The organism is Roseobacter weihaiensis (assembly GCF_020622345.1).
GTDB lineage: Bacteria > Pseudomonadota > Alphaproteobacteria > Rhodobacterales > Rhodobacteraceae > Roseobacter > Roseobacter weihaiensis.
This window is the reverse complement of the sequence record NZ_JACNMO010000025.1, coordinates 66,270-79,715: the sequence shown is the minus strand read 5'-3', so window position 1 is coordinate 79,715 and position 13,446 is coordinate 66,270. Positions and strand designations below refer to the sequence as shown.

At 62.1% G+C, this 13,446-nt stretch carries 13 protein-coding genes; 9 read left to right on the top strand and 4 right to left on the bottom strand.

All coding sequences use genetic code 11. From position 1 onward, the window contains the following. Positions 1-198: 198 nt before the first annotated feature. Positions 199-1,602: a HipA domain-containing protein gene (locus tag H7847_RS21235; protein ID WP_227271494.1), complete on the bottom strand. Its 1,404-nt coding sequence runs from the start codon at positions 1,600-1,602 to the stop codon at positions 199-201. A 153-nt stretch (positions 1,603-1,755) separates the two neighbouring features. Between H7847_RS21235 and H7847_RS21230 the strand changes: the two genes are divergently transcribed. From H7847_RS21230 to H7847_RS21210, 5 genes are all read left to right on the top strand, one after another. Next, on the top strand, positions 1,756-2,286 hold the full coding sequence (locus H7847_RS21230; RefSeq protein WP_227271493.1) for a hypothetical protein: 531 nt from the start codon (positions 1,756-1,758) through the stop codon (positions 2,284-2,286). Positions 2,287-2,340: 54 nt separating this feature from the next. Next, positions 2,341-3,534 (top strand): DUF932 domain-containing protein, encoded by a 1,194-nt coding sequence (locus H7847_RS21225; protein ID WP_227271492.1) that lies wholly within the window; start codon positions 2,341-2,343, stop codon positions 3,532-3,534. 83 nt (positions 3,535-3,617) lie between these two features. Then, positions 3,618-4,289, top strand: coding sequence for a CPBP family intramembrane glutamic endopeptidase (locus H7847_RS21220; protein WP_227271491.1), 672 nt, complete (start codon positions 3,618-3,620; stop codon positions 4,287-4,289). Positions 4,290-4,364: 75 nt separating this feature from the next. Next, complete coding sequence (locus H7847_RS21215; protein WP_227271490.1) at positions 4,365-6,419, top strand: ParB/RepB/Spo0J family partition protein; 2,055 nt, start codon at positions 4,365-4,367, stop codon at positions 6,417-6,419. A gap of 208 nt (positions 6,420-6,627) precedes the next feature. Beyond that, positions 6,628-7,626: a DUF7146 domain-containing protein gene (locus H7847_RS21210; protein WP_227271489.1), complete on the top strand. Its 999-nt coding sequence runs from the start codon at positions 6,628-6,630 to the stop codon at positions 7,624-7,626. A gap of 94 nt (positions 7,627-7,720) precedes the next feature. Here the strand turns inward: H7847_RS21210 and H7847_RS21205 are convergent, their stop codons facing one another. Beyond that, positions 7,721-8,110 (bottom strand): hypothetical protein, encoded by a 390-nt coding sequence (locus H7847_RS21205; RefSeq protein WP_227271498.1) that lies wholly within the window; start codon positions 8,108-8,110, stop codon positions 7,721-7,723. 6 nt (positions 8,111-8,116) lie between these two features. Here H7847_RS21205 and H7847_RS21200 point away from each other — a divergent pair, with 6 nt between their 5' ends. Both H7847_RS21200 and H7847_RS21195 read left to right on the top strand, forming a co-directional pair. Then, the gene (locus H7847_RS21200; protein ID WP_406676029.1) at positions 8,117-8,908 is read left to right on the top strand and encodes a DUF2493 domain-containing protein; all 792 of its coding nucleotides are present in this window, start codon (positions 8,117-8,119) and stop codon (positions 8,906-8,908) included. 124 nt (positions 8,909-9,032) lie between these two features. Further along, positions 9,033-9,503 carry a hypothetical protein gene (locus tag H7847_RS21195; protein ID WP_227271488.1) on the top strand — a complete coding sequence of 157 codons (471 nt, stop codon included), beginning with the start codon at positions 9,033-9,035 and terminating at the stop codon, positions 9,501-9,503. Between the two features lie 106 nt (positions 9,504-9,609). On the opposite strand, the gene H7847_RS21190 is transcribed toward H7847_RS21195, so the two are convergent. Together H7847_RS21190 and H7847_RS21185 are read right to left on the bottom strand one after the other, a co-directional pair. Then, positions 9,610-10,590, bottom strand: coding sequence for an MBL fold metallo-hydrolase (locus H7847_RS21190; protein WP_227271487.1), 981 nt, complete (start codon positions 10,588-10,590; stop codon positions 9,610-9,612). Positions 10,591-10,688: 98 nt separating this feature from the next. Then, positions 10,689-11,447, bottom strand: a complete 759-nt coding sequence (locus tag H7847_RS21185) for an SDR family oxidoreductase (protein ID WP_227271486.1) — start codon at positions 11,445-11,447, stop codon at positions 10,689-10,691. 90 nt (positions 11,448-11,537) lie between these two features. Between H7847_RS21185 and H7847_RS21180 the strand changes: the two genes are divergently transcribed. After that, a complete protein-coding gene (locus tag H7847_RS21180) occupies positions 11,538-12,191 on the top strand; it encodes a TetR/AcrR family transcriptional regulator (protein ID WP_227271485.1) in 654 nt (217 codons plus the stop codon). Between the two features lie 737 nt (positions 12,192-12,928). Next, the gene (locus H7847_RS21175; RefSeq protein ID WP_455115533.1) at positions 12,929-13,444 is read left to right on the top strand and encodes a DUF736 family protein; all 516 of its coding nucleotides are present in this window, start codon (positions 12,929-12,931) and stop codon (positions 13,442-13,444) included. Positions 13,445-13,446: the final 2 nt, after the last annotated feature.

Below are 13,446 nucleotides of genomic sequence, written 5' to 3'. Positions count from 1 at the left end.
GGGCTTACGCGGCCCCACTGGGGCCACGGTCCCATTCCAACTCACTGAAGGCTTCTCTTCATCATCTGTCTCCTCAGTTGGAGAACAGACTAACCCTAAATCGAGGACTTTTCAGGGGAGCACGTCACTGCGTAAGTCCGGTTTCCGCCCCTCACGTCAAAGCCGCCACCGAGACGCTCAGCCTTACTACGTAAGATATCACTGTGCTGTGAGATCGGAAGAACGGCCGCACACAAAAGCGCGGACTTGCCGCCTTACCCTTGTCGCAGTTTCTAGCTGTGAAGCAAACTCTGGTAAGTCCATCTCTGCCCCATGTTCCAACAGCGTCGTCGTTAGCGCATTCACCGCTGCCTCGGCGTTACCCATTGGCAAACCAATCGTCCGGGCGAGTGCCAGAAAATCCGCCATTGTCAACCGATCATCCTTGCCGTTGAGCTTGAGCGCCATGCGGTCGGTGGCAAGACCAGGGAAGACCCGTGTTGTCACCGCATCATAAAGGGGCGCAAAACGGACCGAGGTGAAGTTCTTTGATTCCGGGTCGGCTATTTTCAGCATGGCGAGATTTTTGAGATGCATGTCGCCATCCGCGACGAGCCAGGCAAAGACGGCGCGCCGGAACAAGATATCAAGATCAGCAGCGGGATCCGTCGACAACGGCCGCAACCCTTTGGCCATGCGTTCGATGGTGCCATCATATTTAGCAGACGCGGGCAGGTCGAGAATGGAGCAGAAGTCTTCCAGTGCAAACCGGCGCATGTCGTCGGAACCGTGCCGGATGTCGAACCGTTCCACCACCAGCGCCGGTGGCATGCCATCCGGCATCTCGATCAGCGCCGCAGCGGGCACATCAAAGCCCGCGACACGTCCCAGCTCCAGACAGAGCCATTCCACAATCGGCAGCGTTTCAAACCCTGCCGTGCCTGCGGGTTTGAGAATATGTGTGAAAGGCTGATCGATCGCGGGCACCAGCGCGCCATCAGTCATGAGACTCATCGGGGCCTTGATCTGAACACCCGACAAGCGCGGTGTCTCCGCCCGCGCAAATACGCGTGCAAGGTTTTGCTCGAATGTCTCTTCGATTTCGCCGCGCGCCGGTCCCGCATAATGACCGGTAAAACGTCCTGCATCGGTGAACCGCGACAATGGATTGGTCAGCACATCGGCAGGCAATTCCGCCAATTCCGCGCGGCTTTCGACAATCGTGATGTTGGACATATAGCGCCGACCGCGCCGCAGGGCCTCACGTTCATCGCGGTCATGGAGAATCTGCGCAAGCCATCCTTCCGGCAGGAGTGACTCCACGAAAGCAGGAAGCTTGCCCGGCGTTGTTTCGCGCACAAGCACAGGACCTTGCCTCTTTCGGGGTGTCCAGCGCCATTCAAAACCATCATGGGTCAACTGCCCCAATGGCTCACCATGCCAGGCGATCAGCAAATCGAGCGCCGCCTTGTTGGCGGGCGGCTTGGCCGTGCCCGGCTGGGTCAACAGAAACCGCTCTGCCCCTTCGCCTTCCCGATACCAGCCATTCTCCCGCGCCAAGGCCCACGTGGCATCGGCTGCCGCTTTGGGGGAGCCATGCTCCTCGATCAGTCGCTCGGCCATCTGTCTGCGCATATCTGATGTGATTGCACTGGCATGTTCGCTTCTTAATCGAAAGGCTTCCAAAAAACGTTGTCGTGGCGAGGCGACCTGCAGATGTACCTCGCCGAGCTCGTCGCCGATGATGGCGGGAGCGGTTGAAGGGTGCGCGGGAGCTTGATTCTGGACAATTTCAACATTGCGCAATCGCGTCCGTTGATTCCGCTTCCCGCTGATAAACAGCCGACCATCTTCCGTTGGCGCCAGAAGGAATGCGCTTGCAGAGGAGAGATAGGCGGTCGGATAGAGGTAATGCGCAATGCGGACTGCGTGCGAGAGGATCTCCCGGTCTATATCGGCGTCATGCGCAACATAGACGCCACGCACAAGCTGGATCAGATTTCCCGCCTGGGCGCGAAGATGCGCCTGTTTGGCGTCAATGGTCTCGCCAACAAGATAGATAGACATGGCATTTTCTCGCATTTCAGATGCGCGTTAATTCCATGTCTGCGCTTGAATGTCAAGAATTATCGCGCACCTCACATGCACGATAATTCCTTCTTCCTATCAATCTCTGTGACAAAAATGCATGCAGGATTCGGACGTTTCGCCTGCGGCAGGACCACAGCTTTGGTGGAGCCATGTCACGTAAGGACGTCCACAACGCCGTCTATTTTGAAAGTGAAAGGTCTGCGGCTGTCGCCGTGACGGGTTTGGAGGTCGAGAGAGAGGCTCTCGGACCGCCCGTCATGGAGAACAGCCATGACAGCAACAGAAATAATCACCGGCCGCCCCGAGAGCGGCGGCTACAAGGTGGATATGTCCCGCGGCGGGCACGACGGGCGGGCATCGTCCGAATGGTTTTCGCGGCCCGACGACGAGAAGTACCTCTCGCTCTCGGACCTCTACGCCTCGGTGAAGGGCCGCGCCGATCGGAGCCGGACGCGGACGGTCGAAAGCGCCGCCATCCGCGTCGAAGCCCATCGCGACGATCCTTCGAGCCTGGCGCTCGTCCTGCCGGACGCCGAGGCACCCGTCGCGCCGACACACTGGAGCTTCGGCCAGCTCGCGAGCCTGGTCGGCGCGCCGGCGGCCTATCTGCGCCAGCTTCCCGCACCGCTCGCCGGCATCAATCTGCAATACGGCCTCACCAACCACCGCGCCGGGCAGGTCAAGACGATGGAGGTCGCAAACGGCCGTACCGAACTGCGCGCCGTCACCGGCCCCGACTACGGCCGCATCTACGATCACGAACTCGTCTCAGCCGTCCAGCGCATCGCCGGCGATGGTGTCGGCGACACGCGCTGGAAGGTGCCGGGCGTGCTCGACTGGTCGACCGGGGTCTACAACCCGATGGTCGATGTCAGCAAGGACACGACCACGCTCTACGCCTCGGATCGCGATGTCTTCCTCTTCCTGGTCGACGATAGGAACCCGATTGAGGCGGGCACGCTGCCCGACGGATCGCCCGATCTCTTCTTCCGGGGGTTCTACTGCTGGAACTCGGAGGTCGGGGCCAAGACGCTCGGTATCGCGAGCTTCTATCTCCGCGCCGTCTGCCAGAACCGCAATCTCTGGGGCGTCGAGGACTTCCAGGAGATCACGATCCGGCACTCGAAATACGCCGCGGGCCGCTTCGCGCATGAGGCAGCGCCAGCACTGGCGAACTTCGCCGACTCCTCGCCGCAACCCTTCATCCAAGGCATTCGTATGGCACGCGGGCGCATCGTCGCCCGCAGTGACGACGATCGCACCGACTTCCTGCGCAAGCGCGGCTTCTCGAAGGCGGAGACCGGCAAGATCGTCGAGACGGTGCTGGCCGAAGAAGGCCGCCCACCCGAAAGCGTCTTCGACTTCGTGCAGGGCATCACCGCCGTCGCCCGATCCAAGCCGCAGCAGGATCCGCGGCTGACCATGGAGACCCGCGCCAAGAAGCTGCTCGAACAGGCTGCATGAGCGCCTGATCTCCCGATCCCGCCTCCGACCGAGAGGCGGGATACAAGCTGAACCGCCATTGGGTGGCATGGTATGGGTGGATCATGGAGCAGATGCCTGACATTCTGATTGCAGCACTTGCCTTGGCCGGACCGCCGCTCATCGCCGTCTACGGAACGCGGATGTCTGCACGACCGGCGGCGCTGTCGACCAATCTATTGTGCCAGGCAATGCTCCTCGGCCTCGTGGCGCTTGTCCTGGTATTGTTCAACTTTGGTGGCAGGTACTCCCTGAGCTCGATCGGTTTTCAGACACCAGACCTGGGGACGCTTCTCTGGGCAGCTGGCATGGCCGCCTTCTTCATCCTCGCGCTCGGTCCGCTTCTCATGCGGCTCCCGCATTGGCTTGGCCTCTCGGGCTTCGAAGCGACACTCTCCGATCTTTCGCGCCTTCCAGTCTGGTATCTGATCATTGCAGTTCTGATCGGCGGCGCTGCCGAGGAAATCCTCTATCGAGGAGTGGCACTCGCCATCCTCACATCTTTGCTTGGCGATGCCTATGTGGCGGCCGCCGTCATCGTTCTTGCCTTCGGGCTGGCGCATCTTCCGTTATGGGGGCCTGGCCCAGCGCTGACGACGGTGATCTCCGGCGCTGTGCTGACCGTCTTCTTCCTCTGGCATGGCGATCTCTTCGCCAACATCATTGCCCATGTTGCAACCGACTTCGTGGGGATCGTCCTCGGGCCGCTCCGGGAGGCGTTGCGACGACGAGAGTGAGAGGGAGGCGGGGTTTTTCGTGACGGGTTTGGAGGTCAGAGAGAGTTTCGCGACCGCCCGTCACGGAGAAATCCTATGACGAAGACCAAGAAGATCACCCTCAGCGCCTCGCGCGACATCCCCTTCAACAAGCTGGTGCTCAGCCAGTCCAACGTCCGCCAGATCAAGGCCGGCGTGTCGATCGAAGAGTTGGCCGAAGACATCGCCCGGCGCACGCTCCTGTCGTCGATCACGGTCCGACCTGTCCTCGACGACGATGGCGCAGAAACCGGCATGTTCGAGATCCCGGCGGGCGGGCGTCGCTACCGCGCGCTCGAACTCCTCGTGAAGCAACGCCGGCTCAACAAGACCGCACCGGTGCCCTGCATCGTGCGCACGGACGGTCTGGCCGAAGAAGACAGTCTCGCCGAGAACATTCAGCGGGCACCCTTGCATCCGCTCGATCAGTTTCGCGCCTTCCAGGCGATGCGCGAGAAGGGCAAATCCGAGGAAGAGATTGCTGCCGCCTTCTTCGTCTCGGTCAATGTCGTCAAGCAGCGCCTTAAGCTGGCCGCCGTCTCGGCGACACTGCTCGACGCCTATGCCGAGGAGGAGATGACCCTCGACCAGCTCATGGCCTTCACGGTCAATCCCGATCACGAACGCCAGGAACAGGTCTGGGAGGTGCTGAAGCAGCAATATTCGAAGCAGCCCTATGAAATCCACCGGATGCTGACCGAAGGCGCCGTGCACGCCTCCGACCGGCGAGCGCAATTCGTCGGGCTCGACAACTATGTCGAGGCGGGCGGCGAAGTGCTGCGCGACCTGTTCCAGACCGACGATGGCGGTTGGCTGCAAGATGCAGCGCTGCTGGAGACCATGGTCACCGAAAAGCTGAACGAGGAAGCCGAAGCCATCCGCGCCGAAGGCTGGCACTGGATCGAGGTCGCGACCGACTTTCCTTATGGCCACACCTACGACCTACGGCGCATTCGCGGCGAAGCCGAGCCGATGAGCAAGGAGGAAGAGAACACATATGAGGCGCTCAAGGCCGAATATGACAAGCTCGAAGAGGACTACGCCGAAGCGGACGAACTTCCCGAAGAGGTCGATGAACGCTTGGGCGAGATCGAAACGGCGATGGAAGCGCTGCAGAACCGGCCCATCCGATTTGAGGCGGAGGACTATGCCATCGCGGGCGCCTTCGTCAGCATCGACAGCTCTGGTGGTCTGCGTGTCGAGCGCGGCTATGTCCGGCCCGAAGATGAGCCGGTGGTGGAGACCGACGTCGATCCAGAAGGCGACGCGGCTGATCGGGTGAGCCATGACGATGCCGTCGACGGCACTGGCCAGGCCACCGACCCGGACGAGGAAGACGACGATGACGGCACCAAGCCGCTGTCGGACCGTCTCGTCTGCGATCTGACCGTACATCGCACGATGGCACTGCGCAATGCGCTGGCGAGCGATCCCGAACTCGCGCGGCTCGCCTGTCTCCACGCGATGGTTCTGTCACTCTTCTACCATTACGGCCAGGACAGCTGCATCGAGATCAGCCCGCGCTCCACGCAGTTTGGATCGCAGGCCCCGAACCTCGGCGACGCTGCTTATGTCCAATCGATCGATCTCGGCATCGAGACCTGGGCGGGCAACCTTCCGAAGCAACCGGAAGATCTGTGGGACGTCCTGGCCGAATGGGACAGCGACAGCCGCGACGCGCTCTTCGCCCATTGCGTGGCGATGACGGTCAACGCCGTGCAGGAGCCGCACTATCGCAAGCCGCGCCAGATCGCGCATGCCGACATTCTCGCATCGACGCTGGGCCTCGACATGGTGAAGGCGGGCTGGACGCCGACGGCAGACAGCTATCTCGGCCGCGTGACCAAGGCGCAGATCCTCGCCGCGGTGCGCGAGGCGAAGGGCGACAAGGACGCCGACCGGATCGCCAAGTTCAAGAAGCCCGACATGGTCGAAGCCGCGGAAGAACTGCTCGCCGGAACAGATTGGCTGCCCGAGCCACTGCGCACGCCGCCGCTGGTCGATCAGCCCGAAGAGCCAGAGTTCGAAATCGTCGATGACGGCGATGTCACACCGGACGAAGCCGCCGTCGAGGACAACGAAGAGGCGGTCGCACTCCAAGCCGCCGAGTGATCGGACAAAGGCAGGCGTCCGGCGGCGCACGGTCGATGGTTCGATGCGCTCGATTGGGCGATGATTGAACCGTCGCTGGGGCCGCCTTCGCCCAATCCTCTCGGAGACCAGCGACCACCAACCGAGGGAGACCCTTCCCCCAAACTCCCTCGACCTGGGGCCTGTCGGACGCGGCAGGCCCTTTTTGTCGCAAGCACTGGAGGCGTCCATGGACAGTCCGGCATCATCCCTGGCGCAGAAGCTCAGCCGCGAGGCGGAAAACGTCTGCCGTCACTATCTCTCGAACGGCAGAAAGAATGGCCGCTATTGGCTGGTTGGTGACGTTCAGAACACGCCGGGGCGCAGTCTTTATGTTCGGCTAACCGGACCTTCATCCGGCCCCGGCGCCGCGGGAAAATGGACCGATGCCGCCACAGGCGAGCACGGCGATCTGCTCGACCTCATTGCCGCCAACCTCAATCTCTCGACCCTTCGAGATACGCTCGAAGAGGCGCGACGGTTTCTCAGCTTGCCGAGACCCGAGCCACCTGCGAGAGCGACGCAAACACCAGCTGGGCGCGGATCGCCCGAGGCCGCACGACGGCTCTGGGCGATGGGCCAACCGATCGCAGGGACACTGGCTGAGCGCTATCTCTCCGCACGCGGATTGACCGACCTTCGAAGCGTCAGCGCGCTTCGCTTCCATCCCAACTGCTACTATTGGCGGGAAGATGCTGTCGCCGGCGAGAGGCCAGATGCTTGGCCTGCATTGCTCGCGAAAGTCACCGACAATGCCGGAACCCTGACCGGCGTTCATCGAACCTGGCTCAACCCAGCAACTACCGACAAGGCCCCGTTCGATCTCAATCGCAAAGCCATGGGCAATCTGCTCGGTCAGGCGGTCAGGATCGGCGCGCCCTCCGACATCCTCGCTGTCGGCGAAGGGCTGGAGACCATGCTGTCCCTCAGGCTGGCACTTGACGACTTGCCGGTCGCGGCGGCGCTATCGAGCAACCATCTGGCAGCCTTCGACCCGCCCGCTCATCTCCGTAGACTCTGTGTCGCCATCGACGATGACTCTGCGGGTCAGGCGGCATTCGACGCTCTGAGCGAACGTCTGACAGACGGCGATGTCGAACTCATTCCGCTCAGGCCGATGCTCGACGACTTCAACAGCGATCTTCGAAAGCACGACGTCCAGCAGCTGCGAAACCATCTGCACCCCTAGCTCTCGCCGATCGATGTCCCAAGGCTTCTCGCTGCTGAACTTGGCTGAGGTCCAGAACCGGTCTCGTCAGTTGGACCGGAGCATGAACCTCATGTCACAGTGCCGCGCCTGACGGTCTTCCCGAGAGGGGCGAGCCGGAGCGGATCCCGCCCGGTCCGGCAATGGCTGCGGCGACACCGTTTTCCGCCGCCGGGTGCCCCGGCTTTGCATCGCGATCCAAAACGGCGCCGCCTCCGCCATCCTCCGCTGACGCTCCGGTCCCGCTGCCGCGGAATGCAGGCCCGGTCGCGTCCCGCTTTCCGTCGCCCATGAAGGCCGCGCGGGGCGCGGTCAGCGACAAGGAGGCCCAACGCCCATGAACCAGCACGAACCCGACACCCGTTCCGCCACAGCCCTCGTCTTCGACGAATTGCAGCTCTTCGGACATCGACCCTTCGCCGACGAACCCGATCCAAGGCCGCTGCCGGAGCCAGACACCGTCCACGCCGCGATGACCGACATCTTCGATGCACTCGTGGTCGCCCTCGGCGATACACGGTTGGAACCCGATCTCGAAGATCTGCTCTGGTCCACCACCAACGTCTTTCACCGCATGGCGACCCGCATCGATCGCAAGCTCGACGATAACGAACAGGCGCAGCGACGCGCGCAGCGCAGCCAGGACGGCTCCGAAGTCCGCTCGGTCGAACTGGAACGCCTCACCGCCGAAGGGCTGACGCTTACCGAACAGCGCAATGCCTATGACGGCATGCGCGACCTCGCTGCCGAGCATTTCGAAGCGCATCTCGGCCAGACCTGGCATCCGCGCTCGGACAGCCACGTCAATCGAAAGCACATGACCGCCGCGATGATCGACAGCCGTGACTATCTCGAAGCCAAGCGCAAGATTGAGCTCGAACCGCTCATCCCAACGGGCACCAAGATCGCCTTCACCGGCGGACAGGACGTGAGCGACACCGGAGCCATCTGGGCCGCCCTCGACAAAGTGCGCGCCAAACATGACGACATGGTGCTCCTGCATGGCGGTTCGTCCAAGGGTGCGGAACGCATCGCCGCCTGCTGGGCGGACAATCGCAAATGCCAGCAGATCGTCTTCAAGCCCGACTGGAGTCGCCACGGCAAGGCCGCGCCGTTCAAGCGCAACGATCAGCTTCTGGAAACCCTGCCGATCGGGCTCATCGTCTTCCCCGGTTCGGGCATCACCGACAATCTTGCCGACAAGGCCAAGCTGCTCGGCATCCCGCTCTACGATTTCCGCGCGGCGAAAGGCGGGTCGTCATGACCCGTGATGCGCAGATCGCATCGCGATGCGCCCAGCGGGAATATTCCGTGAACACCGCCTCTGTGCTATTCTTTGCCAGCGCCGTGGCGGTGGTGGAGGCGCATCCCATGAGAGGAGACCGCCCATGTTCGTATCAGCTTTCCTGAGTGTCATCGGCCTCGGCTTCCTCGTCTGGGTGTTGTTCGCACTCGCTGTCTACGCGCTGCCCGCCTTTGTCGGGATGAGCGTCGGCATGTATGTCTACGACACCGAGGCGGGCGTGATCGCGGCATTAGTGGCTGGTATGTTTGCCGCCGTCTTCACCTACCTCATTGGGCAGATCGTCTTCGCCAAGGTCCAGTCCGTCCCGATCCGCCTCGCCATCGGCGCGCTCTTCGCGGCCCCTGCGGGCGTTGCCGGGTTCTCGGCGATCAAGGGACTGTCGCAGATCGGCGGTGCTTCCGAAGGCTGGACGCTGGCCTTCGCCATCATCGGCGGGATCGTCACCGCCGGAACCGCTTGGGTGCGGATCGCAAGCCTCGCCGACCCCATCGGTGAGGATGATGGGCAGCACACAGACGCCATGCAGGCGAGTTCGTTCGCGAACGATCGCTGAGCGGGACAAAGCAGGCTTTTGCTGCGCTATGCACGAACGTCCGTTTCAGCCGGCCATACCCTGCAGTAACGTCCCGATGAGGCGCGATCCAAGGCAATGCTGAGGATCATTCGGCGCTGCGCCGCTCTGTCTGCCAGCCGATGTTTGCGGCAATCAGGTCGGAGCGCAGCAATCGCGCGACCTGGGCATGGTCTGGATAGGCTGCTTCTATGCGTGCGACGAGGTCTGCGGTCTCGCGCTCGTCTACAATCCCGTCGTCTGCGAGGGCGGCATCTATGCCGTCTCTGTAAAACTCCAAGTGAGCCTTCGCGGCGGCAATCAATGGGCCCGGCGCACCCGGGCTACCATGCGCCGGATAAAAGACACGGTAGTCTGCTAAATCAGCTTCGAGCGCATCAAGCTGATCGAGCCAGACGTCCAAATCCGCATCTTTGAGGAAGAGGGTGATCCCATCCTCGACCACTTCGCTGGCAAAGAGAACATCGTGGTCAGGAAGTTCGACCATGGTGTTCGTTGGGGCGTTATTCGAAGGAAGATCATGGAAGCGCATTGACAGACCGTCGACGTCGATCTCTTGACCGTCAGTCACCACGATATTCGGAAGTGCAGCCAAAACTTCGGCCTGACTGGGAAAATCGTCGCGGAGAGCGTCCTTGCGGCTGGCAATGTAGCCTTCGCCATCCGTTCGCATACTGGTGATCGTCGCTTCGGCCGCGAGGATGTCGGCATCCGGCCACGCATCCTTCCAGCGCGTCAACCCGCCGAAATGATCGGTGTGGGGCACAGGGATGACGATCGCGATCACCGGCTTACCGATCCGCTCTACACGAGCGATCGCCCGATTTGCCTCAGAGAACGTTCGCTGGGCGCTGATGACGATGACGCCGCCCGGGGTCTCGATGAAGTGCGAATTGACCGAGTCCGGATCAGGCGACGCGTAGGTCCGTATGGTGTAGCCGCCTCCTAATTCTAAGGCAGAGGCCGGTAAGGACGTCATTATCCCAACGAACAGGACAGTCATGATCGACATGAGCAAAATGCGGAATTTGGACGAAGATGGATGTTTGACCGGCATGAAAGGCTCCATGTGTGGGGGCGTCCTTGGCCCAGGGTAGTTTCGTATCAGTTTTCGTGAGGCTTTTGCGGGCCGCTAAAGCGTTCCTCGGCCTACGCCACCAGTCGCTCTTAGAGGCTCGACCAACCGCCATCCACGGGCATCTCGGCACCGCGCATGTAAGAGGAGCCGTCGGAGGCTAGGAACGCGACGGCTGCGGCGATTTCAGAGGATTTGTCGAAGCGACCTGCGGGCACCTGAGCGATGATGCCCTGGCCCATCTCCGCAAAATCGGCCTCGGACATACCCAGCTTGCTATAGATCGGCGTCTCGATGGGACCCGGCGCCACGCTGTTGATCCGAATCCCGCGCGTACCCAGTTCGACCGACAGCGTCCGTGCCACCGAGCGCAGTGCGGCCTTGGTCGCCGAATAGACCGCCATGCCAGGCATACCCAGCACGTTGAGGCAGGACGTGTTCAAGATGACCGAACTGCCCTCGGAAAAGAGCGGCGAAAGTGCCTGCACCAGCAGCAGCGGGCCGATCACGTTCACCATGAACTGCGCCTGCGCTGCCTCCGCTTCGATCTGGCCCAAGGGAGCGGGCCAAGTGACGCCAGCATTGGCAAAGACGACATCCAGCCGTCCATGCTCGGCCATCACCCGTTCGGCCAGCGCCACACTATCGGTCGGCGTGTCAGCGCGCCAGCAGATCGCGGTAACCGGAACGCCGTGCTCGGCCAACTCGGCCCGGGCCGTCTTCAGCCGGGCTTGGTCCTGGCCGGTGATAATCAGGGCTGTCACCCCATCCTCGATGAACCGTTCGGCGGTGGCACGACCGATGCCCGTGGTCGCGCCCGTCACGAGGGCGATCTTGCCGGAAAGCTGCATAGCATGGTCCTTCTTGATTAACTTTACCGACCTGACGTATATTCCTGCGATGCCACCAAGTCTAGAATATTATGCAGGTCAGTAACGTAAATGTCAGATATCCCCGCTGATACCCCCCGCCGCGGGCGCGGCCGTCCCAGAATTATTGATCGACAGGCCGCACTCGACGCCGCGGTCCGCCTGTTCTGGGAGCGCGGCTATGACGGTGCTTCGCTTACCGATCTGACCGGAGCGATGGGCCTGTCGCGGCCGAGCCTTTACGCAGCATTCGGCGACAAGGACGCGCTGTTCCTGCGTGCGCTCGGCCGCTATGGCGAGACGATCGGTGCTGATCCGATGGTTGCGTTCGAGAGAGCTATCGACATCCAGACTGCGACGCGCGCGTTCCTAGAGACGTCTTTGCGCAGCAATACTGCACCCGACATGCCTCCCGGTTGTCTCTTCGCGTGCTGCGCTGGAACCGTCGCGACGCAGGACACGAGGGTGGCCTCGTTCCTTTCACAGGTGATGGAGGGAACAGCCGCTCGGCTCACCAATCGGTTTGCTGCTGCAACGTCGAATGGGCTTTTGACCGCTTGCCCCACTCCGGCGACCCGCGCGACCCTAACGATCGACATGATGAACGCTCAGGCCATCCGCGCCCGTGCTGGTGCGACCCGAGAGGACTTGATGGCAGATCTGGATGCGCGAGTAGACGCCGTCCTTTTGGTGAAGGAGGTCACGTCTGTTTCCAAACCAAGGTAATGCTAGGGTGGTACCTATCTGGGACGGCCACGGGGAACGCTGGGGTTGTTCAAACGAGTTCGTTCCGGCTTTCTGAGCCACACCCGGCGGCAGATCTAGTGTCAAGCGGAACACCCAACAGCCATACCGCTGGGCGTCGAAGCTGTCGTTCGTGCGCTCTGCAGCATTGGTCGATGATGGGCTCAAAACCGACCTCCATCGGCTCGAACAATCATGCGATAGAGCTTCACTAGGATACGAGCGTTTGAAAGAGCGCGTTTGATCCCGCTTCCTAGCCTCGAGCCGACAGCGCAGCATCAAGCGCGACGAAGACCCGGCGGGAGGGAGCATTCTCGTGTTGCGGTTCGTGTCTGGTAACTGGCCCGCTCTGGCCGTTCTGCACGCCAGAGCCTGTCATTCTCCGATTGAAGTGGCCGGTGGATTGCCCGGTCCGAAGGTGGCGGTCATTTCTCCCATGCCCTCGTCACCCGCGTCCGTCACGGCCTCTCAATGGGCTGATCTGACCGGGATCGGCTGACGCCTCGACCGCCTCAGCCGCAACGCCGGGTTCGGACTTTCTTCCCCTGGGCTTGTGCCCATTCCTCGCGGGACGACCCTGACGGGTCCAAGAAAGTCCGCCCCCGGCGTCCTTCGCATGCGCTGCGGGCCAAGGGCTGCGTCGGCGGATCGTCCCGGTCCTGACGATCGCCATCGAGACCGCGACGGGCGCGGGATCGAAAGCCAATAGGAGAAATGACATGGCCACCATCGGAACCTTCAAGAAGACCGGCAACGAATACGTCGGAGAAATCGTCACCCTCAACGTGCAGGCGCAGAACGTCCGCATCGTCCCCGAGGACAGCACCTCAGGCGAGAACGCCCCCTCCCACAGGGTCTTGGACCAGGCGGCGCCGAGATCGGCGCCGCCTGGTCGAAGCGCTCGAACGAGAGCCGCGACTATCTCAGCCTCAAGCTGGACGATCCGAGCTTCACCCAACCGATCTACGCCAACCTCTTCGATGACACGGTCGTCGAAGGCGGCGAGGAAACCTTCAGCCTCATCTGGTCGCGGGCCCGCCGCAAGAACGGCGACTGAGCACCGCGACATCAGCCCCGCCCGAGAGACCGGGCGAGGCTGCATTGCTGGCGGAGGCCAACGACTGATCGGAACCCAGAGCGACCGATGCTGCATCGTATGCGAATGGCAGCTTCACAGCATAGCCAGCGCCCGGAGCGCTTCGCGCAAACATACCGCGCGATTGCGCCAAACATGAGC